Here is a 20,926-nt window from a genome sequence, read left to right as displayed (position 1 = left end):
GTAATAAAGGGTTTTTGTGTCTATATTCAATAGGGAGATTTCACTACATTTATGAGAAAAGCATTCTTGTTTGGTTCCGTCGGTTGCTTATGCTTGCTAGTTACACTGGAAAGTAGCGGAGAGGGCCTTTATAGGGGATCTAATGGAAGGATGACATTCATTTCAGCAGTTGAATCAGCCAACAGTCAACTGGAGTTAGAGAGAAAGAAAGAACAGCGTGTTATTGAGATTCTAAAAGAAATATGCAAAGAAATTGGGGTATATGAGTCTTTATTCAATGAAGTAACAGATTCTTTGGAATTTTGTGAATTATTAAAAAAAATCCTTGCTGAAAAAGATTCAGAGGATTTTTTAGAGGACGTTTCTACTCAAGATTCTTTGTCTAGCAATGAACAGCCTATCTCTGAGCAAACGATAGGAGATCGTGTGGAAGAGAGCGCAATGATTAGTGAGTGCATGATAAAAGACGTTCTCAATGCTTTACAGCAATGTACAGAGTCTTTTCAGCGCAAAGAAGAAGAGGCAAGTTTTTTGGAGAGAAAAGATTTAGAATTACGGGAAAGAGAGTTGGCTTTTAAAGAAGAACGATTATCTTGGGAGCGAGAAAAAGCTGAGAAAGAATGGGCTTGGAAAAAGGAGCAATATATTCGCGATCTTGTGAAGAGAGAGCAGAAATAGGAAAGCAAAGAAAAATTTTTGCATGCATTAAAAAATCCTTTCATTTAGACTGGAGAAAGTTTTTCTGGGCAAATCTCCATGGAGATCGTTTCCAGAAAGCTTCGCGCCATATTTATATTATGGTGCGGCTGCTTTTTTCCTTCTGTAGCTATCCTTATCTAGGCAAAACTTCAGAGGAAGTTGAAGGATGTCTGTAGTTGGTTTAAAGGCCGGATACCTTAGTGTCGATTCGGTGAATTTGTGGAAGGGATATGGTTGCTAAGAGCATTACTAAAGAATACTCAGAAACTCTCATAAGTAATCCTTTTGTGAAGGTTATCGCCGGGTCCTTGTTCTTAGCTTGTTTAGCTAAGATCAGTATAAGTCTCCCTTTTACCCCAGTTCCTATTACATTTCAGACTCTGGGGGTATTTTGTTTAGGGCTTGTTATGACTCCACAGATGGCTGTTACAACAGTAGTGGCCTATTTGTTAGAGGGGTTGTTCTTCCCTGTCTTTTGTAGTCCTATGTGTGGGATAGCAGTGTTTTGTGGACCTACTGCTGGATATCTATTTTCTTTTGTACCTGTAGTAGCGCTCATTTCTTGGTTGTATGGTAAGTTTGGAAGATCCGAAGCAAGATCGTGGGTTGTCGCGATGATTTTGTTCGTTGGCGGAGGGGTTAGCCTCTGTTTAGGAGCTTTATGGCTTGCCTGTTTTCTGAAGAGTATTGGAGTTTCAAACTCTCTTGATCTAGTCGGAGCTTTTAAAATAGGAGTTTTACCTTTTCTTATTGGTAAAATTGTGAAGATCGCTCTTGTAGTTCAAGGACGATCTGTACGAAGATTATTTATCGGAAAATAAGATTTTCCGAAGAGAGCCCTTCTGTCCAAGGCCCTCTAAGGGTAGAAGAGCAAGCTGCATTAGCAGTGCTCTTCGAGGCTTCTAGCTTCGGCTTGCATCACCAGATGATCTATATAAGAGCGATCCCCAGGAGAGAGTGGTGGAGAGATAGGAGATACGAGGTCATCTTCTAATCCTGCGAATGGACTCTCAAAGGATAGAAGGGCGTCTTCGACACCTTCTTCTATAAAGATGACGCCAGACTGGCGTTCTAGTGAGGAGACTTCGCTTTGTAGTTTTCGGATAGTTAGAGTCTGGTAGACGGAGATTGCAATAGCACATAATAGAGAAGAGATCGCTAGGGTAATCGCTGCAATAAGCAGGCTCCATCCTAACATAGGATTCGATGCCAGAAACGCTATTCCTAATCCAAGCACAATAATAGAGGAAATTCTCATAATTAAAAGAGCGATTTGGCTTACTATGACAGGCCAAGGTCTTCCCTGTTTAGTGTTGTATATTGCATTTTTAGCAGAAGCGGAAGATAAATGTGGGGAAACGTCCGGAGAAGATTGTGATGACGCTGAAGAAGGCGGTACAGTAATCGGTGTAGCCATAAAAGATCTCTGGGTTGAGTGGGTTTTATTGTTGTTTCTTTATTGTAATCAGCTCGGTACCGGAGTTTTCACTCAGTAGTGCATGCTTGGTTGATGAGGAGATCCATAATCCTAAAGCAAGGGCTAAAACGGCATGAAGAGCTAATATACCAGCTACTAAGACATAGGCAAGACTTCCAGGGGAAGCAAGCAAGGCTATTGCGAGAATAATGCCGACCGCTAGAAGAGAACATGCCAAAATCATGGAGATCTTGATACAAGAGGCTCCAGATCGGTGGTTTGGTATTTTTGAATCAGAAGTCGTAGAAGGAGAAACAGGAGCGTACTCCAAAACTGAAGGTTTCTGTACTACAGGCATATGTTTCTACTATCAAACTAAAAAATTTGTAAATTCTTTAGGAAGAGAGGGATTAGAAGAAGTCTCTTCCTCCAAACCCCTCCATTTTACCAAAAAAGCGTATTTACCACGCCTAATAAAGGTAAAAGGTTACAGATAAGATAGTTAGGAAAATTCGGAAGAGAAGGGATTTGAACCCCCGGTCCCCGTTGAGGGACTTCTGATTTCGAATCAGATGCATTCGACCACTCTGCCACTCTTCCGTAAAGAGACTCGGCAATAAAAGGACGTATGGTAACGCTTATTATAGTTTAAGATCAAGAATTCCCTATTTAGTTATTAGAAAATGAAGGGAAAAGGGATTTTGGGTTGTTTATAACCATTTTTTATTAGGTTTTGTCGAGTAAAATATTTAGGAAAGTATAGTTTTTGATCTTAAAATTAAAAGTATACCTTTTGTTTTTTTTATTTTTTATCATGACGACAGACCAGCCTTTCACGAATAAACTTATTACCGAAAAATCCCCATACCTTCTTCTTTATGCTCATACTCCTGTGGACTGGTACCCTTGGTCGGCAGAAGCATTCCAAAAGGCTTCTGCAGAGGATAAACCGATTTTTTTGTCTATAGGGTGCACTCACTCTAAGTGGTGCCAAGTCATGCTTAAGGAAAATTATGAAAACCCTGAAGTTGCAGCGATTTTAAACGAGTATTTTGTTTGTATTAAGGTAGATAAGGAAGAATTGCCTCATCTGGCAAATCTATATTTCGAATTATCTCAGATGCTTTCCGTATCCGGAGAGGTACAAGATTCTCCAACATGGCCTCTGAATGTTTTCCTTACCCCCAATCTCTTGCCTTTCTTTAGCTTGGGATATGCTAGCTTTGCAGGGAAAATGGGAGCCTCGTCCTTTGTCCAGATGTTGGAAAAGTTACATATCATGTGGGAAGATCGAGAGGATAGAGAGGTATTTGTTCAACAGGCAGAAAGAGTTCTTGAAGTAGCCGCCTTTCTAGAAGGGTGTTCTTGTAAAAAAGAGTGTTTAGAAGAAGAATGCTTAAAGAGGGTGACAGAAGCTATTTATCGCGATGTGGATGCGCAATTTGGAGGTGTGAAGTCATTTCCTAAGATATTGCCTGGGTTGCTTAGTTTATTTCTTTTGCGGGTAGGAGCAGAGTATCAAGATAGTCGGGCTATTTTTTTCGTGAATAGATCTCTACAATCTGTGGCAAATGGGGGCATCTTTGATCATTTAGCGGGAGGTTTTTTCCGTTACACTATAGATGATCGTTGGTTGATTCCGTGCTTTGAAAAGCGAGCTTTTGACAATGCTCTTATGATGCTTGTTTATACTGAAGCCGGCGTATATATGAGAAATCCGGAGTTCGTCATTGTAGCGAAACGGGTTCTTAATTATTTAATTAAAGAGCTAACGGATCCTAAATCAGGATCTTTTTATCTTTCTGAATACGGTCAACAGTGGGCAGGAACCGATATTGATAGCCAGTACACGTGGTCCGGGGAAGAGATTCGCTCTCTGTTAGGAGAGCAAGCAGAGATGTTTTGCGAGTACTATGATGTGTCTAGGGAAGGAATTTGTAACGGACGGAATATCTTACACGTTTCTCCTTACATGAATAGAAAAGAGATTGAAGAGCGTTATCATTGTTCTTTGGAAGAATTTCAGAAGAAATTAGAAGCTTCACGAGAAAAATTACGTGTCTATAGGGAAGGGAAAACTCAAGCTTCCAAAGATGATCAGTCTTTCACTTTCCAAAATGGTTGGGGAATCTTTTCTCTGATAAAAACAGGGATTCTTCTAGGAGAACCAGAATGTTTTGTGGTGGCAGAGAGATGTGGAGAGTTTATTGCGAACAATCTGTATAAGAATGGCCGTTTATTGCGTCGATGGAGACAGGGAGAGTCCAAATACTCTGCAGGATTAGAGGATTATGCTGCCATGATTATGGGAGCTTTAGCTCTATTTGAAATAGGATCTGGGGCTAAGTGGTTGGTGCTAGCTGAAGAGCTGGCGAAGGAAGTATTGGTGTCTTTCCGAGCCGATACAGGGGGATTTTATTCCACGGATGGAAGGGATTCTTCTTTGTTGATAAAGAAAGCTTGTTTTGTAGATGGGGACGCTATATCGAGCAATGCTTTGCTTTGCCAAGGCTTGTTGAAATTGCATATCATTTCAGGTAAACGACATTATCTAACGTTCGCAGAAGACATTTTACAATGCGTTCAAGGAAAGTGGGCAAAACATAAATTTTCCTCTCTGGGAAGTTTGCTTGCAGCTCAAGAGTATTTTTCCAAACAACATCGGAAGATTTTTATTTCTTTAGGGAATGAAGGGGATAGAGCACAGGTATTAGATTGTTTTAAAGGGATTTTTCTTCCCCATACTTCCTTGGTTTGGTTGACTGCCAAAGATCGTGAGATTCTAAGTGCATATCTTCCAGAGGGAGAGAAACGATTGATTCCTTCAAAAGAGGGGCTTCCAACAAAAATTTATCTCTTGGATAAGGATTGTGGTAGAGTTTTTACTTCTTTAAAGCATTTCTATGAGTTTATGTCTCAACTCAGCTAAACGCGTGTTTTGCTCTTAGTTACCCCTCTTTTCGATATTTAAGTGAAAAAATTCCAAAAAAATACATTTTTGTTTCCTTTGGCTTGAGGATATAACGCTTTTTTGTTAAAAGTGTTCTGACGGCTGGGTCCCTCCTCCCCTATAGCTTTTACCTAGGACGAGGATAGGTTCTTTTTTAGAATATAAGCTGCTTTGTTTGGGTGTTTGCCACATCTCTAGGGAGGCGGTAAGATCCAAAGAAAAAGGGGAGGAGGAACAACCCAAAATTCTTAAGGTTTTTCTACCTAAAAACTACAAATCAAGGATGCGAGTAGTGAAACGTGCTGTTATAGCTTGCTATCTAGGGATCACGATTTTTTCTGGAATCGCTTTTGGCTATGAGGGAGCTTTCTCGTCTGGTTCCTTTGAGCAAAATCCTTCTGGAGTAGCCATCCATAATCGGGTGTTATTTAAGGTAGACGAAGACACTGTCGTCACGACTTTAGATGTGATTCGCAAGTTGAATATTCTTTTTTACTCGACTTGCCCGCAGTTGGTAGATTCTGTATCTGCAAGATCTCAATATTATTCTGCTATGTGGCCTGTGGTTCTGGAAACGGTAATTAACGAGTTTCTCATGGCTGCAGATGCTAAGGCTAAGAAGATTTTTATAGACCCTACCTCAGTGAATCAAGAGATAGAAGCGATGTTCGGTTGTGATTTGTCTCCTTTCGCGAAGTTTTTTGATATGACTCCGGAAGACGTTTTTAACGTTGTGCATCGGATCTTAGTAGCTCAGCGCGTAGAAGGAATGATGGTACGCTCACGTGTGATGTTAAAAGTAACTCCGGGGATGGTGCGAGAGTATTATCAAAAGCTTGCTGACGAGGCTGCCCAGATCACACAATGGACGTATCGGGTATTGACTATTAAGGCTGGTTTGGAGTTTTTAGCACACAAAATTGCAGGGAAAGTTCAAGAGCGTCTAAATGAAGGCTCTTCTTGGGATAAAGAGCGATTGACTGCGCTGGTCCTTTCTCAAGGGGGGCAGTTGATGTGCTCAGAAGAATTCTTCCGCGAGGATGCTCAGTTGTCCGTTGCGCACCGACAATCTTTAGAAGAGATCAATTTTCCTGAAGAGCGATGTGGAAAGGTTCTCGAACATGCGTCTGGGTTGAAACTTTTTGTATTGTTTAATCGTGCTACAAAAACTTTAGATCCCCTTGATAAGATGGAAGCTCAGTTGAAGCAACAGCTTATGATGGAGTTTGCGGCGGAAGAAGAGGCTAACTATAAAAATAAGTTACATGCTCGGTACGGATTTGATCCAGCTACAATAACTAAACTTCTTGCAGAAGATGCTCCCCAGCTATTTTCTTTATTATAAAAAAGGCGGGGAAGGGTGGCACGGAGTTCTATAGAACAGTTAACTTCTTTTCTGAGATCAGTGAATGGGCGAGCAAAGAAGGCTTTGTCTCAGAATTTTTTGGTAGACGGCAACATCTTAAGAAAAATTCTTACAACAGCAGAAGTGCAGCCAGGTGATTGGGTTCTTGAAATTGGTCCAGGTTTCGGAGCATTATCTGAAGTTCTACTTTCTCAAGGGGCCAATGTAATTGCTCTGGAAAAAGACCCTATGTTTGAAGAGTCTCTGTCTCAGTTGCCAATGGATATTGAGATTACGGATGCTTGTAAATACCCTCTGACATCCCTAGAGGATAAAGGTTGGAAAGGGAAAGGACGTATAGTAGCGAATCTTCCCTACCATATCACTACCCCTTTATTAACCAAGTTTTTTCTAGAATGCCCATATCGCTGGAAAACGGTTACGGTAATGATCCAAGATGAGGTGGCTCGACGGATTACCGCCAAACCTGGAGATAAGGACTACGGCTCGTTAACGGTCTTTTTAAGCTTTTTCGCCGATGTGCAATATGCTTTTAAAGTTAGCCCGAATTGTTTTTATCCCAAGCCAAGTGTGCACTCGGCTGTTGTCCATATGCGAGTTCACGAGCAGTTTGCATTGGCTGATTCTGAAATAGAAGAGTTCTTTACATTGACTCGAGCGGCATTTGGTCAAAGACGCAAGCTGTTAGCCAATTCTTTGAAAAATCTGTATCCAAAAGATAAGGTCTTTCAGGTTTTGGAGCAGTTAGGTTTTTCAGAGAAGACCAGACCCGAGACCATTTTTTTAGAAGAGTATTTGAAAATTTTCCACTTATTAAAAGATATTTAGAAGGTTTTCGCTATTCAGCGAAAGGAAGACTTCTCTTTCCAAATATCTTCTTTTCCATCACAATGTCTGCTCTAGGTGTCTTGGATTTCATAGCACTCTTCTCGGTGTTTGTATGAATGAAACTTTTTCTTCACTTTGACGATACTAGTCAGTGAACGACTTCACGGAAGAATAACCTGTAATTTATGTCAGAAGACGCTAGGGAATTTTTTAGATCATAGGTTTATCGGAACGGCCTATCTTTTTGAGACTTTGTATAGGGATCTGTGGGATTATGATTAGAGATCTTGAGTATTACGATAGCCCGATTTTACGTAAAGTTGCGGCTCCTGTAACTGAAATCACGGATGAGCTGCGGCAACTCGTACTCGATATGAGTGAGACAATGGCTTTTTATAAGGGAGTAGGGTTAGCTGCTCCACAGGTAGGACAAAGTATTTCTTTGTTCATTATGGGAGTAGAAAGAGAATTAGAAGATGGGGAACTCGTTTTCTGTGATTTTCCTAGGGTATTCATTAATCCTGTAATTACTCAAAAATCTGAGCAGTTGGTTTATGGAAATGAAGGGTGTTTATCCATCCCAGGATTAAGAGGAGAGGTAGCTAGACCCGATAAGATTACAGTATCAGCGAAAAACTTAGATGGGCAGCAGTTTTCTTTAGCTTTAGAAGGCTTTTTAGCAAGAATTGTAATGCATGAAACTGATCATCTTCATGGCGTCTTGTATATTGATAGAATGTCAGACAAGGACAAAACAAAACAGTTCAAGAATAACTTAGAAAAGATTCGTCGAAAATACAGCATTTTACGAGGTTTATAGTTCATAGGAACTTGCTATAAGTGCTCTTCGAAGCTGGTGACTTTAAAGTTTTGTTCGCTTCGCTTATACTTACGCCACGCTATGGCATAGGAATGGCGTGTTTAGGAGTGCTAGTTTTTTTGTATGCTCCCCCAGTAATTTTTTAGGAGGATAGGGTGGTTGCTCTGTTTTACATTTTTTTGTTCTTATTCCTTTTGTTATGCTTAATTCTGTGTGGACTTGTTCTTGTTCAAGAGAGTAAGAGCACGGGATTAGGGTCTTCTTTCGGTGTCGATTCCGGAGATTCTGTATTTGGAGTATCCACCCCAGAAATTTTGAAAAAGGTAACCGCTTGGTTAGCTGGAGCTTTTTGTTTAGGATGTTTAATCTTATCATTTGCCACAAGCTATTTAGGGAAGGGAGAGAATAGAGAGCCTCTTCCTCAGCAGTATGTTGAAGATTTAATTCAAGATGTTGAAGAATAAGTTTTCTAGTAGAAAGAGGCTTCGATAAGAAAAAAAAACCAAACTGGTTGGACAAACTAGTTTGGTTTTTTTTGTTATCCAAAAGGATGGCGGTGTTTCTGTTTTCGTTTATCTAATTTTAGATAAAAGAAGCAGCGCTTATCAGCTTCACGTTTTTCGTAGACAGAGAATAGCTGCCAGTGCTCAAAGATTTTATGACCCAGAATCATCTGGTATTCTAAATAGGATGGAGAGTCTGGACGATGCCATCCATAACGAAGATTAAGATTATAATTCCAATGAGGATGTGGACGAACAAAAAGTTTGCCAGTAATCAAATTTCTTCGATCGGAAAGAGGAGAGGCTAGTAATGTGTCTAAAGATCGGCTTACATCGAGTGTGTAGTTATCTTTAGCGCACTTAATAAAGCCATACTTACTTCTATGTAAAAATTCTAAAGTAAGACCGAGATTATCATTCAAAATCCATTCCCAGATTACATTGAGATGATCCCATCGGCTTTTTTTCCAAATCCATTCCGCATCTAAGGATAAAGTATTTTGGAGTGTAAGAGGAAGAGAGAACCAGCAAGCAGTTTTAGGGAAAGTGTCCTTAGCGTGAGGTTCATCAAAGATATAGGTCGTCCATAGTTTCAGATGCGAAGGAGTGGAATGTTTGTTTAAGACTTTTGACTCCAATCCTACATGTAGAAGGTTGATAGAGTGAAAAGCATCTTTAATCGAGAAAATATGAGGCTCATCAGAGGATAATACAGGACGAGTGGTTTTTAAAAAGGAGCAAAAAGGCTCTACAATATGTCTTGCATGCCGATATTCTTTTTGTAAAGCAACGCGATAATCAAAAGATAGCGATCCAGATAATTGACAATGGGCTGCATTTGGGGAGAGCATGCGGGTATAGTAGATAGCAGTTCCAGATAGCGAAGGGGTTAACGTTCCTATAGGAAGAACAAGCCCACGGTAGACTTTGTGAGCGGATGAGAACCTCCATGATGAGAAGTTAGAGCCTGGAATATTACTACTGAAATGAAAATCTAAAAAACCAGCTTCTAAGCGATTCTCTAGGAAAATGCGAGAGCGCCTGATACGTACTGGTCGGTGATGAAGAATTGCTTGAGGCAATTCTTGTTTAACATTTTGAAAGGAGTTGACTTTGACAGAGGAAGTCATTTTCCCAAATAAATTGTTATCGCGCCATGATAGGCTAACTTCTGTAGGGCCTGTATTTTTTAAAGAGAAGTTATTTGGGAAGATATCCGCAACTGTTTCCCAGCTATCACTTAAATGGAATTCACCAGCAAGATGGGCTCGTTCTTTGGAAAAAGTGAAGTCTCCATGTAATCGATAGCGATCTTTTGCTCCTGATGAATCAATAGCTAATCGATGTGCGTAATAGCTTTTAATATTTATGGCATTGCTTGGATTTTCCTGAGAGGAAAAGCGCATGTTATAGCCGAGACCTATTCCATGTTTAAAAAAACTATCCAAGAACAAAGTCGTAGAACAATGCTTTTTAGATATAGGGGAATAACTAACACCTAAGTAGGATCCCAGAAATCCTCCACTCCCACCTCGAAAAGTAATCGGAGGCTTAGGAATCTCCATAGGCATAATGGAGATTTGAGGAAGCAATAACACAGGCGTATTACAGATAGAAAGACGTGAGGGTCCCATAGATAATACGCTGTCTGAAGAGTATTTTAAATAATCTCCGGATAAACAAATATGTTTCTGAGGACCTTCAGAAGTCGAGATATACCCTTTATGAATGATAATAGAAGATGGTGAGATCGTTATAGTGGATCCTCCAATGAACCATGGGTATAACGAACAGCGGCCATTGGTGAGTAAACAAGAATCTGTATCTTCATAGTACTCAAGATAATCACAAATTAAAATTTTCCCGCGATAATTGACCATAACGTTGCCATGAGCAACGATTTTGATCCCACAATCCGTGCGATTTTCAACATAGGCTTTATTGGCTTGAAGACGTAGATCATCATGGATATGTAATACCCCATCCTCAACATCCATAATTCCTGTAATGCCTTTAAAATGGCTCAGATAAGAAATTTTTTTTTGGACAGCTTGTTGATGAGAAAGACCTTCTGACGGCAAAGTGTGCGCGAGCAGCACTCCAATAAAAAGTGGGAAAAATCGTTTCACTCCAGATCACTCCACTATTCTCATTAACAATCCTGATAAGATCGGGATATTTTTGTAATGGGTTTTTTTCATTAGGGAAAGAAAAACGCGGATATCTTCATCCGTTTTGGAAGAAACTAAGGTTTCCAAAATAGCTAGCATAAGTTGTGTGCGGGTCTCAGGGGATACTTGGTAGCGTAAATAAGAAGAGCTTGGAGAGGGAAGCGGATTTTCAGCATCTGTGAATAAAATGGTATCCTCTATTAATTGTTCAGCATATCGGTATAGCACAGCTTTTTTCTCAGGATCTTTGGTCATTGTATATAAAGCTAGATTAGCGTAAGCGCGAATGATAGGGTCTCCAGGAGTTAATGCAGCTTTCGAGACTAAAGAAAGTGCCTGAGGATGAGCTGTTACCGATAAAAAAGCAATAGCTTTAGCTGCTAGTATAGTTTTTTGTGAGGCGAGGATGCGCTCTAGGTAAGGAAGATAGGCGTCATTGGGTAATTTTAGTAACGCTGAGAGGATGGTATCTTCCGCTACCCGATACATAGCCAACGTTCTCATTTTGTCTTCTTGGCTCATGAGAGGAAAAGTGGTGCATTCTTTCCAGAACTGTATAGCTTTTCCTGTCGAGTGAGTAGGTAAAAATATGCGATGGAGAACTTTACTTTCTAAGATTTCTGTTAGATAGTGGAGGACTTGAGGATCTGTACACCCTTGATGAACAAGTGCTAAAGCAGTATTCAGTCTAATTTCTTCTTGTGTTGCGTTATAAAAGATTGGAAGAAGAAGCTCTTCACCCTTCTCTTGCGAGAGGAAACGTGCGGTATACAGGGCTCGAAGAAGTTTTTGTTGGCAAAGGTTGGTTAGGATCGGTAGAGCTTCTTCTTCTTTCTCTAAGAATAATAATGTCTGAGCTGCAGCGAGTACTACTTCAGGATTGGATCTAGAGCTTAGAGCTTTAATTCTAGGATAGCTACCAGAGTCTTCCAGTTTGCCTAACGCATACAAAGCGCCTTCTTGATCTAAAGGAGAGGCACTTGTAAGTAAAGAGCGTAGTGTTGGAAGAAATCTTTTTTGTTTGTACTCTCCAATTAAATAGGCAACATAGTTTCTTGTCAGGTTATTGGGAGAAGAGAGCAAATGATGAATATAAGCATCAGCTTCTTCTGTTTCGAGTTGTAAGAAAATAGTTGCCGCTAGGTTTTGAATTTCTTCTGGTAACTTGTAGATAAAAGAATAAAGGTAATCACTTACCTTGCTATTTTTCATACAGGCAAGACGATAAGCAGCTTCTAAGCGGATGACAGGATGAGAAGCTGTTAATCCCTTGAATAAAAGTTTGTCAGAAGTTTTGCTTAATTGGCTGGTTGCAGCATTTAAAATGAGTAGTTGCTCATAGAGATCTTGCGTTTCTATAGCCTCAGACAGTAACTCTAAAGCTTCTGATGAACCAGATAGCCCTGCTCCAATAATTGCACTTTTACGTATGTAGGTGTCCTCAGAGAGAAAGCTTTGTTGTAAATACGATTCTGCTATTACGCGTAATACGGAGAAATCGTGTTGTTGATAAGTTGCTGAAGCTTCGAGATAGGCTTCTAGAGCTTGAGGGACTGATTTTTGGCAAGAAAACAAGATTCTCTGAGAAACTGAGGAAGGAAAATCACAGCTGGCTGAGAGTGTAAAAGAGAGGAAACTAATGAAGGCTAGACGAGATAGTCCCATAAGCTGATGTTAAACTCCATGAGCAACTGGTTCAGCGTCTTTATAGGCAATCCTTGTATATTATATACACAACCTTCTATTTGTTTGATGATTAACCCACCACCATCTTGTACGCAGTATCCTCCGCATCGCTTCAGAGAGGAAAAAGATCGGACATAGGTTTTAAGATGCTGCGGGGGGATGTCAATGAAAGAGACTTGAGTATTTTCTGATGCCGACAGCACTTTTTCATTTTGCATAAGAACAAGCGTAGTGATGACGGAGTGAGAAGAGCCGCTAAGAGTACGCAGCATCTCCACAGCATGTTCTTCAGATTCAGGTTTATTGAAAACCTCTCCTTTATAAACAACAACGGTATCGGCAGTGATAATTAAAGCATCTGAAAACCCTTGAGAGCGCACAACGTTAGCTTTGTTCCAAGCTAGTTCCTTTGTATACTCGAAAGGATCTCCAGAATAAACAATACTGCGTTCGTCAAAATCTGGAGATACACAAATAAAGGGAATACGAAAGCTCTCTAAAACAGCTTTTCTTCTTTCTGACGAAGATCCTAAAACTAACCGAGCTTCCACGTGACTCCAATTATTTCCTGCTTACAATGAGCGATTTATTTTTTCTGGCTAGCTAAATACTCGGACATCGGGCCACCGAAAAAGGAAATAGTTCCCTTGTTAAAGATCAGCAGTTTAGTCGCGCACTCATCTATTAGTGTTCTGTCATGGGAAACAAAAATAGCTGTCCCTGGGTAGTCATTAATGGCCCAAGCTAAAGCGGAAACAGACTCAAGATCTAAGTGGTTGTTCGCTTCATCAAGAATGAGCATATTGTGATTCTCTAGCATCATTCCGGCCATTAGTAACCGAGCCGTTTCTCCTCCGGACAAAGCTTTAACTTGTTTGAAGGCGTCATCTCCTCCAAAGAGCATTTTCCCAAGAACGCTTCGAACCTCTTGATCTGTAATCTCTGTTTTACGTCTGCGTAACCATTCGAATAGTGTTTCTTCGCCACAATCCTTCAGGATATCAGCGTGGTTTTGAGGGAAATATGAAAAGGCTACATTATGCCCCAACTTGACTTGACCTTGGGAAGGTTGTTCTAATCCTGCCAACAACTTCATTAAAGTTGTTTTCCCCAACCCATTGTTTCCAATCACGCCAATTTTATCCCCTTGATAAATCTCTAAAGAGAAGGGTTTGAACAAAGGATCTGCATCATATGTTTTGCTAATACCTTCTATAGAAAAGACTACTTTTCCAGATGCTTTATCTGACACAGGGAAACGGATATAAGGTCTTTGAATATTAGATTTTTTTAGCTCTTGAGGTTGCAGCTTCTTAATTTCTCTCAGACGGGATTGCACTTGACTTGCCCGCGATCCGGCACCAAATTTGGCTACAAACTCTCGCAACTGTGCAATTTTTTTCTCTTTTGATTTGATGTCAGCTTTCTCTTGCTCTCTAGAGGCTGTTTTCATTTCAACCATGGCATCATAGTTGCCTGGATAGATAATGATAGTATCGTAATCGATATCGGCGATATGTGTTGTGATGGTATTTAAGAAATGGCGGTCGTGGCTAACTACAATAACCGTGCCGTTATAGTCTTTAAGAAAACTACCTAACCAATTGATAGAATGTAAGTCTAAGTGGTTAGTCGGTTCATCTAAAAGCAAAGCTTCAGGATGGCCAAACAGAGCCTGGCATAGGAGGACGCGGAATTGTAAGTCTAAAGGAATAGTAGCCATTTTCTGAGAGAAAAATTCTTCTGGAATGCCAATACCCAGAAGCAACTCTTCAGCTTCAGACTCTGCACGATAACCATCTTCTTCGCCGATGATCTCTTCAATTTCACCGAGTTCCATTCCTACAGCATCGGTAAATTCTTCCGCGTATAAGGCATCTCGACGTTGCATAGCCTCCCATAAGCGAGAGTTCCCCATGATCACACAATCTAAAACGATCACGTCACCGAAGCTATCGATATTTTGACGCAAAATACCAATCTTCTTGGGCAAGGAAATAGTTCCTCGAGAAGGTTCTACCAAGCCTGTAATAATTTTTAATAGAGTGGATTTCCCAGCTCCATTAGGGCCTGTTAAGCCGTAACGATTCCCTGGGTTGAATACGACAGACACATCGTCGAATAAGACTCGTGTCCCTAATGTTTTACCGATTTTATCAAGAACAATACTCATGGACAAAAGGATAACAAAGACCTTCTTAGAGTACAAGAAGTTTGCCGGTGTAGTTACTCCTCTAAGTTGTGAGGGTGAGTTTCATCGTGGATCTGTTTTTTTAATTTCATGGAAACATGAGTATAAATGGTTGTCGTCTCAAGAGAAGTATGGCCTAACAGGAGTTGAATGGTTTTTAAATCCATCCCGCGCTCTAGCCAGTGAGTGGCAATAGTATGACGGATTGTGTGAGGAGTAATAGATCCGGATAATCCTGTTTTAAGGAGATATTGTTGGAATTTTCTATCTATAGAGCGAGTAGATAGACGTTTTCCAAATCGATTTAAAAAACAAGCTTGATGATCCTGTTCTACAGAGGCTCTATCTGGGTGGTTTAAATAGTCTTGTAACCACTGGACGGCTACCTTTGTCATAGGAACGATTCGTTCTTTTTTCCCTTTCCCTCGGATATGTAAAAGGTGTGATTGGAAATCGATATCAGCACGATTCAGAGCGGTAATCTCGCTGATTCTTAGACCTGAACTATAGAAGAGTTCGAGTAAACAGCGATCTCGGAATCCTGTAACTTTATCTAATTCTGGAGCAGCCATTAGGGCAAGGACTTGTTCGTAGGTGAGTGGGGAAGGAAGTTCTTGGGGAAGGCGAGGCCCTCGAATCATTTCCGCTGGATTCTCTGGTATTAACTGGTTTTTTACGCAAAATCTAGCAAAACTTTTAATAGCAGATAGTCGACGGCGTACGGTGCGCTTTGAATGATGCGTTTGGATTTGTTCTAGAAGATAAAGACGGATGTTGTCTTTGGTAAACAGAGAGAAAGAGAGAGGAGGATAGTCGTAGGTATTGTCGTGGAGAGAGAGGGGGGGAGTTGGAGATAGATCGCTTTTTTTTTCTAAAAAACATTTTAGAGAGCTGAGATCCATACAGTAATTTCTTAATGTATGAAGGGAGGAGGCTTTCATGTTTTTTAGGTAATCTAAAAATGCATAAAAGGATGTAATCATTCCCAAACCTGCTGTACTTATGAGCTAAGAAGCTTTCGGGTTGTTTCCAACAGTATATGCGCTAACTAGGGTTTTTAGGGAACTCGTAGCTACAGAATTCCTCTGCAGCAAATACATTGGGAAAAATTTCTCCAGCCTCTTGGACAAATTCTTCTGTCGTATTGTAGCGTGCAGAAAAATGTGTGAGAATTAGTTGTTGCACTTCTGCGCGCTTTGCTTGTTCCGCAGCTTGTTTGGCAGTCATGTGATAATGACTTTTAGCGAGATGGGAATGTTCTTCCAAATAGGTACTTTCGCATAATAAGATACGAGCATTTCTTGCTAAGTCGACAATAGCTTGGCAAGGAAGGGAATCCGCAACAACAGCAATGCTGTCTCCTTTACGCGTATAGCTGACATCGTCCAAATGGACGATAGTGTCATTAACCTTTACCTGGCCCTTATTGATGAGCTCTTGCATGATAGGGCCTTTCAAGCCTGCTGCCTTAATTTTTTCAGGGATAAATTTTGTTGTATCAGGCTCTGTAATGCGCCACCCTAGGGTGTCAACAAGATGGTCTAGTTGGCGAGATTCTATTCGAAAATTACCAAAATCTTCTACGATACCTTCACGATCGATAGGATGCTCTATAACTTTAATTGTTTCGTGATAGATAGTGCTATAGCGAAGTCTATCGAAATATTTTTTCCCTGAAGCAGGGTAATAGCAGTGTATAGGATGTAAAACTCTATCTAGATTAAGGCGCATGAGCATGGAACCTAAACCTAAGCAATGGTCTCCATGAAAATGACTAATGAAAATACGAGAAACTACCGTGGGGGCAATATTAGCGTAAATGAATTGACGTTGAGTTCCTTCTCCTGGGTCAAATAAAAGCCCTTCCCCATTCCAACGGAGTAGATATGCTCCGTGATTACGGTGACGAGTCGGTTGTTGACTTGAACAGCCTAGAATAGTTAATCCACGATAACTCATTCAATATCCTCTTTAAGGAAGAGATCTCTCAAGGTGAAATCATTTATGCCCTAACAAGCGACTTCCTCTTGCTTGCAAGGTAAGAGGTTTTGGAATGTAGGGATGGAATTGTTGCAAAGATATAAATAAGACGAGAATGAAAACAATTTCTTATGTCTCTCCACAGTTTCAGAGAAAAATTATAACTTCCACTAAGCCTAAACACAAGAAAAAGCTCGTTATGAGTGAAAAGAAGCTCGTCGGTGATAACAGGTAGGAGTTTCTAGTTAAAAAGTTTTATAAATAAGAGAGGATAAGAAGCTTTCACAAGAAGGAGAGCTTGTACGAAAGATCTCCTTTTATCAGATAGCTAATGAGCTGCTTTTCCAAGGCCAATCGATTTGAAGTAGCGCATTAATGTTGGTAATGGGGAGCTAGTTGTAATCGAGACCTTGGGTTCTCTTCGAGCAATTATTTTTTCAATATCCGGGAGCAATGGAAACAAAACAAGTAGGCAGGAACCTACGGCTAAAGAGATTAAACAAATGCCTGCGCCTAATAGGGGGAAGCTAAGGGAAAGGAATACTCCAGAGATAATTCCTACAACAGATAGGGATAACAGAACAAGATAAGCTATATTGATGATGCGTTCAGTTTGTTGATAAATAGGTTTTTTAAGTGGAGATGGGGGAGCTTTAGGGAAGAAGAAAGACTGAATAATAGACGGAAGTTGCATAATAGCCTCCTGGATTGTCTCGAAGGCGGATTATACTAAACTTTGATTTGTTGAGAATAAGAGAGAAGGTTCTCTGAGCCTTACAGCTCAGAGAACGCGATTTAAACCCCAGGGAAAGCAATCTTGAATACATCGTCATAATGGGTGACGAAGTGTACCTTGAGATCTTTCTTAAGGTATGCGGGGAGCTCGTCGTAATCTCGACGGTTATCTTCAGGGAAGATTAAAATATTCAATTTCGATCTTCTTGCTGCGATAAGTTTTTCCCGGATACCTCCAATTCCTAGAACTCTGCCTGTTAAGGTGAGCTCTCCAGTCATGCCGAGGTTATTAAGCACAGGAACATCCAAAAGTAAAGAAAGCAAGGACGTTACCATAGTAATTCCTGCAGAGGGACCGTCTTTTGGAGTGGCTCCCTCTGGGATATGGATATGGACTTGCGATTTTTCAAAGAATGGTTGTCCTGGAGCATAACGTTCTAGAGCACTATGAAGATAGGTCCATGCTATTTGTGAAGACTCTTTCATCACATCCCCAGCTTGACCTGTTAGATGCATATCCGCTTTACCTGATGAAGAAGGGACTTGAACACTTTCTATGTACAAGGTTGCTCCTCCTAAGGAAGTCCATGCTAGGCCTGTGGCAACTCCTACCGGAGTCTTTTCATAGAAACGATCGCTAGAAAAGACTGGTTTGCCAAGATAATCTTGTAGATTTTTTGGCGTGATTGTAAACCGCGACTTCTTGGAAAGATTTTTCTCTTGGTTTTGAACAATTTTAAGAGCTACTTTTCGTAAGACTTTCTTAATGTTTTCATTCAGTGTACGAACTCCAGCTTCTCTAGCATAGTTGTTGATCATGTGCTTGAGAGCTTCTGGTTGGAAAGTCACATTCTGTGCAGAAAGTCCCATCTCTTTCCTTGCGCGAGGTACGAGGTATTTAGTGGCTATCTGTAATTTTTCTTCCAGAATGTAACCAGATAAACGCAATACTTCCATTCGGTCCAGTAGAGGGTCTGGGATGGAATCTAATACGTTTGCGGTTAGAATGAAGAGCACGTTAGATAAATCTACGCGGACATCCAAATAATGATCTAAAAAGTCTTTGTTTTGTTCGGGATCTAATACCTCAAGAAGGGCCGAAGCTGGATCTCCGTGATAACTAGAGCCAATTTTATCGACTTCATCAATCATGATCACAGGATTCATAATCTGACTTTGTTTCAAAGCTTGCACAAGTTTCCCTGGCATAGCTCCGATATAGGTCCGTCTATGTCCTTTGATTTCTGCTTCATCACGCATTCCTCCTACAGAGAACCGGAAGAATTTACGGTGTAACACTTTTGCAATACTTCGGCCGATACTTGTTTTCCCTACTCCTGGAGGCCCCACTAGGCAAATAATACTTCCCTTCATACCGTTTGCTAGTTTGCCTACACTAATCAATTCAAGAATGCGTTGTTTTATATCTTCTAAACCGTAATGGTCTTTATTTAAGATAGATTCTGCTTTCTTCAAATCGTGGTATTCCTTGGTTTGGATACCCCAAGGTACAATAGTTAACCAATCGAGATAGTTGCGGCAGACTGCATATTCAGCTGAAGAAGTCTCCAAGGTTTGTAATTTATCCATTTCATCTTGGATAACGTCCATGGCGTATTGAGGAACGTCTCGTTTATTGAAGCGTTCCATAAACTTCTCAAGATCAACAGCGTGATCGTCTTTCTCTAGCCCTAACTCTTTCTTTATTGTTTTAAGTTGTTCTTTTAGGAAAAATTCTTTCTGACTTTTTGTGATGGTCGCTTCAATTTTTTGATTGATACTACTTTGCAGACGGCTTAGATCTAACTCTTTTTTGAGTAAGACCAATGCTTTGTCTATGCGATCATGCATGTCTGTGGTTTCTAAAATTTCCTGAAGTTCCTCTCGTGTTGCTGTAGTTAAAGCAACGGAGAAATCTGCGAGTTTCCCTGGCTCAGTGAAATCAGAGTGGCCAAGGAAAATTTGTAGCTCTTCTTTGAACAGAGGGTTTAGTTTTAGAAGATCTTTGATAATCGATACGATGCTAATTGAGTAAGCTTTTAGCTCTTCAGTCAGCTCTTTGTTCTCTTTGTGATAGGAGACTTTGGCTTTTAGATACTTATCTTGAATTGGCTTAACGATGCGAATACGGTCTTCTATACTCAATAACACTTGAGCGCTACCGCCTTCAATAGGCATTATGCGTAAAATGCGCGCGGATACGCCCACTCGATGAAGCTGATTAAAACCAACTTTTAGAGTGTTGGCATCTTCTTTTTTTGTTAAGACAAGACCGATGTGTTTCTGGGATGATTTTGCTAATAGTGTAAGTACTTCATAATGGGGGCCTGCCTCTATAAGGAGAGGGGCTGCCATACCAGGGAAAAAAGGACGCTTATTCAAAGGGAGAATAAAAAGTTCTGAAGGGGGCGTATGATCATCTACTTTCTCTTCTGCCTCTGCGGATTCGTCGAGAAGTTTTTCGACCTCTGAAGCATTTGGATCTAGATTTTGAGAGTCTGTATTATTCGTCGAGTTCACAATTGTCCTTGGGCAACTAGTTCAAAATCCTTGGAAGAGCAAGGGTTGTGTGCACATGTTTAATATTACTTCTTCTTACCGATATACTACAAAATCGCAACAATTAGTGCATCTAACACGAGAAAGTATAGCAGGGTTTTTATCAATTGCAGCAAAGAGAAGTTGAATAGAAAAACTGTTATTTATCGAATTATAAATGAGCTTTTTTAGTAAAGTCGGTTTTGATTTGGCGACAGCGAATTAATTTTTGAATTAAAACGGTTTTAACGGTTATAATCCTTTGTCTGAATCAATCTAGGAGTTTAGGCCGTGTACAAATATTTTATTGTAGACACTTCCGGTTCTCAGCCGTTTTTGGCCTATGTCGATTGTCGAGATGTTTTAGAAGTATGGTCTTTGCCTACAGGGCCAGATCAAGGAGTTGTGTTAAATTTCATTTTCAACAGCCTGGATTTGCCTTTCCAAGGTATTGGAGTCTCTGTTGGTCCTGGGGGATTTTCTGCAACTAGAGTGGGAGTTGCTTTTGCTCAAGGGCTCTCTCTGGCTAAAAATGTCCCTTTAGTTGGCTATAGCTCTTTAGAAGGATATCTTTCTTTGGGTCAAGAAGAGGAGGCTTTGCTTTTGCCTCTAGGGAAAAAGGGTGGGGTTGTAGCTTTAAACTCAGAGCTTTCTCTTGATGGTTTTCTGCTTACAGATACTACTTCTACTCCGGGAATTTTATTGTCTTATTCTGAAGCTCTAGAGTATTGTTTAGATAAGGGATGTTGTCATGTGATCTCTCCGGATCCAACGTATTTCGTAGAACTATTTTCTTTGCGTATTTCGGTAAGGAAGGTGGTTCCTTGTATCGATCGAATCCGTAAGTACGTTGTTTCGCAATTTGTTCTGTCTCAAAATCTTCCGTTGTGTTTAGATTACCGGAGCATCTCTTCCTTTTTTTAGAGTGTTTTCCTTTTGGGACAACAACTTTTCAAGAGTTTTGTTTACTTGTTTGGTAATTTTTATAATTCAAAGAAGGTTATACAACCTAAGTATCTCTTGAAGCCTAAATAAAAGTGGT

Annotated in this window: 20 protein-coding genes and 1 tRNA gene; 10 read left to right on the top strand and 11 right to left on the bottom strand. The window is 40.3% G+C overall.

The window, feature by feature from the left end; translation table 11 throughout:
• The first annotated feature begins 51 nt into the window (after positions 1 to 51).
• The 3 genes from CTA_RS01940 to CTA_RS01930 are packed head-to-tail and all read left to right on the top strand — an operon-like array spanning position 52 to position 1,520.
• A complete protein-coding gene (locus tag CTA_RS01940) occupies positions 52 to 678 on the top strand; it encodes a hypothetical protein (protein WP_009872284.1) in 627 nt (208 codons plus the stop codon).
• The gene (locus CTA_RS01935) at positions 621 to 875 is read left to right on the top strand and encodes a hypothetical protein (RefSeq protein WP_009871712.1); all 255 of its coding nucleotides are present in this window, start codon (positions 621 to 623) and stop codon (positions 873 to 875) included. Before CTA_RS01940 ends, CTA_RS01935 begins: the two co-directional genes overlap by 58 nt.
• Before the next feature lie 54 nt (positions 876 to 929).
• The gene (locus CTA_RS01930) at positions 930 to 1,520 is read left to right on the top strand and encodes a biotin transporter BioY (protein ID WP_011324700.1); all 591 of its coding nucleotides are present in this window, start codon (positions 930 to 932) and stop codon (positions 1,518 to 1,520) included.
• A gap of 59 nt (positions 1,521 to 1,579) precedes the next feature.
• Here the strand turns inward: CTA_RS01930 and CTA_RS01925 are convergent, their stop codons facing one another.
• Complete coding sequence (locus CTA_RS01925) at positions 1,580 to 2,116, bottom strand: hypothetical protein (protein WP_010725170.1); 537 nt, start codon at positions 2,114 to 2,116, stop codon at positions 1,580 to 1,582.
• A 25-nt stretch (positions 2,117 to 2,141) separates the two neighbouring features.
• Positions 2,142 to 2,474: a hypothetical protein gene (locus CTA_RS01920; protein ID WP_010725169.1), complete on the bottom strand. Its 333-nt coding sequence runs from the start codon at positions 2,472 to 2,474 to the stop codon at positions 2,142 to 2,144.
• Here CTA_RS01920 and CTA_RS04960 point away from each other — a divergent pair.
• Positions 2,359 to 2,613 (top strand): hypothetical protein, encoded by a 255-nt coding sequence (locus tag CTA_RS04960; protein WP_009871708.1) that lies wholly within the window; start codon positions 2,359 to 2,361, stop codon positions 2,611 to 2,613. The two genes, CTA_RS01920 and CTA_RS04960, sit on opposite strands and share 116 nt — an antisense overlap.
• A gap of 16 nt (positions 2,614 to 2,629) precedes the next feature.
• Here CTA_RS04960 and CTA_RS01915 read toward each other — a convergent pair.
• A tRNA-Ser gene (locus CTA_RS01915) sits at positions 2,630 to 2,716 on the bottom strand.
• Positions 2,717 to 2,930: 214 nt separating this feature from the next.
• Between CTA_RS01915 and CTA_RS01910 the strand changes: the two genes are divergently transcribed.
• The 5 genes from CTA_RS01910 (at position 2,931) to secG (ending at position 8,544) form a co-directional block, all read left to right on the top strand.
• Positions 2,931 to 5,045: a thioredoxin domain-containing protein gene (locus tag CTA_RS01910; RefSeq protein ID WP_011324699.1), complete on the top strand. Its 2,115-nt coding sequence runs from the start codon at positions 2,931 to 2,933 to the stop codon at positions 5,043 to 5,045.
• Between the two features lie 304 nt (positions 5,046 to 5,349).
• On the top strand, positions 5,350 to 6,411 hold the full coding sequence (locus CTA_RS01905; protein WP_011324698.1) for a hypothetical protein: 1,062 nt from the start codon (positions 5,350 to 5,352) through the stop codon (positions 6,409 to 6,411).
• A 15-nt stretch (positions 6,412 to 6,426) separates the two neighbouring features.
• Positions 6,427 to 7,260 carry a 16S rRNA (adenine(1518)-N(6)/adenine(1519)-N(6))-dimethyltransferase RsmA gene (gene rsmA, locus CTA_RS01900; RefSeq protein WP_009873749.1) on the top strand — a complete coding sequence of 278 codons (834 nt, stop codon included), beginning with the start codon at positions 6,427 to 6,429 and terminating at the stop codon, positions 7,258 to 7,260.
• Positions 7,261 to 7,534: 274 nt separating this feature from the next.
• Complete coding sequence (gene def / locus CTA_RS01895; RefSeq protein WP_009871704.1) at positions 7,535 to 8,080, top strand: peptide deformylase; 546 nt, start codon at positions 7,535 to 7,537, stop codon at positions 8,078 to 8,080.
• A gap of 155 nt (positions 8,081 to 8,235) precedes the next feature.
• Positions 8,236 to 8,544 carry a preprotein translocase subunit SecG gene (secG, locus tag CTA_RS01890; protein ID WP_009872586.1) on the top strand — a complete coding sequence of 103 codons (309 nt, stop codon included), beginning with the start codon at positions 8,236 to 8,238 and terminating at the stop codon, positions 8,542 to 8,544.
• Positions 8,545 to 8,618: 74 nt separating this feature from the next.
• Here secG and CTA_RS01885 read toward each other — a convergent pair whose 3' ends face one another.
• From CTA_RS01885 to lon, 8 genes are all read right to left on the bottom strand, one after another.
• Positions 8,619 to 10,712: a hypothetical protein gene (locus CTA_RS01885; protein WP_011324696.1), complete on the bottom strand. Its 2,094-nt coding sequence runs from the start codon at positions 10,710 to 10,712 to the stop codon at positions 8,619 to 8,621.
• A 6-nt stretch (positions 10,713 to 10,718) separates the two neighbouring features.
• A complete protein-coding gene (locus CTA_RS01880) occupies positions 10,719 to 12,419 on the bottom strand; it encodes a HEAT repeat domain-containing protein (RefSeq protein ID WP_009871701.1) in 1,701 nt (566 codons plus the stop codon).
• Entirely contained in the window at positions 12,401 to 12,991 is a 591-nt protein-coding gene (locus CTA_RS01875) for a Maf-like protein (protein ID WP_009871700.1), read from the bottom strand. Before CTA_RS01875 ends, CTA_RS01880 begins: the two co-directional genes overlap by 19 nt.
• Positions 12,992 to 13,026: 35 nt before the next feature.
• A complete protein-coding gene (locus CTA_RS01870) occupies positions 13,027 to 14,613 on the bottom strand; it encodes an ABC-F family ATP-binding cassette domain-containing protein (protein ID WP_011324695.1) in 1,587 nt (528 codons plus the stop codon).
• A gap of 53 nt (positions 14,614 to 14,666) precedes the next feature.
• Positions 14,667 to 15,614, bottom strand: coding sequence for a tyrosine recombinase XerC (gene xerC / locus CTA_RS01865; protein WP_009872581.1), 948 nt, complete (start codon positions 15,612 to 15,614; stop codon positions 14,667 to 14,669).
• Between the two features lie 61 nt (positions 15,615 to 15,675).
• A complete protein-coding gene (locus CTA_RS01860) occupies positions 15,676 to 16,590 on the bottom strand; it encodes a ribonuclease Z (protein ID WP_009871697.1) in 915 nt (304 codons plus the stop codon).
• A 349-nt stretch (positions 16,591 to 16,939) separates the two neighbouring features.
• On the bottom strand, positions 16,940 to 17,305 hold the full coding sequence (locus CTA_RS01855; RefSeq protein WP_009871696.1) for a hypothetical protein: 366 nt from the start codon (positions 17,303 to 17,305) through the stop codon (positions 16,940 to 16,942).
• Positions 17,306 to 17,406: 101 nt separating this feature from the next.
• Positions 17,407 to 19,866, bottom strand: coding sequence for an endopeptidase La (gene lon, locus CTA_RS01850; RefSeq protein WP_011324694.1), 2,460 nt, complete (start codon positions 19,864 to 19,866; stop codon positions 17,407 to 17,409).
• Positions 19,867 to 20,175: 309 nt separating this feature from the next.
• Here lon and CTA_RS01845 point away from each other — a divergent pair, with 309 nt between their 5' ends.
• Positions 20,176 to 20,808 (top strand): tRNA threonylcarbamoyladenosine biosynthesis protein TsaB, encoded by a 633-nt coding sequence (locus CTA_RS01845; RefSeq protein WP_011324693.1) that lies wholly within the window; start codon positions 20,176 to 20,178, stop codon positions 20,806 to 20,808.
• Positions 20,809 to 20,926 lie beyond the last annotated feature (118 nt).

Origin of the sequence: Chlamydia trachomatis A/HAR-13, assembly GCF_000012125.1 — a bacterium.
Taxonomy (GTDB): Bacteria; Chlamydiota; Chlamydiia; order Chlamydiales; family Chlamydiaceae; genus Chlamydia; species Chlamydia trachomatis.
Note: the sequence above shows the minus strand (reverse complement) of the source record. Positions and strands in the feature narration are given on the sequence as shown.

Excerpts from the sequence above, each read along its gene's own strand:
- CTA_RS01920 (WP_010725169.1), bottom strand. The coding sequence starts at position 2,474 with ATGCCTGTAGTACAGAAACCTTCAGTTTTGGAGTACGCTCCTGTTTCT.
- CTA_RS01880 (WP_009871701.1), bottom strand. The coding sequence starts at position 12,419 with ATGGGACTATCTCGTCTAGCCTTCATTAGTTTCCTCTCTTTTACACTC.
- CTA_RS01940 (WP_009872284.1), top strand. The coding sequence starts at position 52 with ATGAGAAAAGCATTCTTGTTTGGTTCCGTCGGTTGCTTATGCTTGCTA.
- CTA_RS01930 (WP_011324700.1), top strand. The coding sequence starts at position 930 with ATGGTTGCTAAGAGCATTACTAAAGAATACTCAGAAACTCTCATAAGT.
- CTA_RS01870 (WP_011324695.1), bottom strand. The coding sequence starts at position 14,613 with ATGAGTATTGTTCTTGATAAAATCGGTAAAACATTAGGGACACGAGTC.
- def (WP_009871704.1), top strand. The coding sequence starts at position 7,535 with ATGATTAGAGATCTTGAGTATTACGATAGCCCGATTTTACGTAAAGTT.
- CTA_RS01910 (WP_011324699.1), top strand. The coding sequence starts at position 2,931 with ATGACGACAGACCAGCCTTTCACGAATAAACTTATTACCGAAAAATCC.
- CTA_RS01905 (WP_011324698.1), top strand. The coding sequence starts at position 5,350 with ATGCGAGTAGTGAAACGTGCTGTTATAGCTTGCTATCTAGGGATCACG.
- CTA_RS01855 (WP_009871696.1), bottom strand. The coding sequence starts at position 17,305 with ATGCAACTTCCGTCTATTATTCAGTCTTTCTTCTTCCCTAAAGCTCCC.
- CTA_RS04960 (WP_009871708.1), top strand. The coding sequence starts at position 2,359 with ATGGAGATCTTGATACAAGAGGCTCCAGATCGGTGGTTTGGTATTTTT.
- CTA_RS01860 (WP_009871697.1), bottom strand. The coding sequence starts at position 16,590 with ATGAGTTATCGTGGATTAACTATTCTAGGCTGTTCAAGTCAACAACCG.
- xerC (WP_009872581.1), bottom strand. The coding sequence starts at position 15,614 with ATGATTACATCCTTTTATGCATTTTTAGATTACCTAAAAAACATGAAA.
- CTA_RS01925 (WP_010725170.1), bottom strand. The coding sequence starts at position 2,116 with ATGGCTACACCGATTACTGTACCGCCTTCTTCAGCGTCATCACAATCT.
- CTA_RS01935 (WP_009871712.1), top strand. The coding sequence starts at position 621 with ATGGGCTTGGAAAAAGGAGCAATATATTCGCGATCTTGTGAAGAGAGA.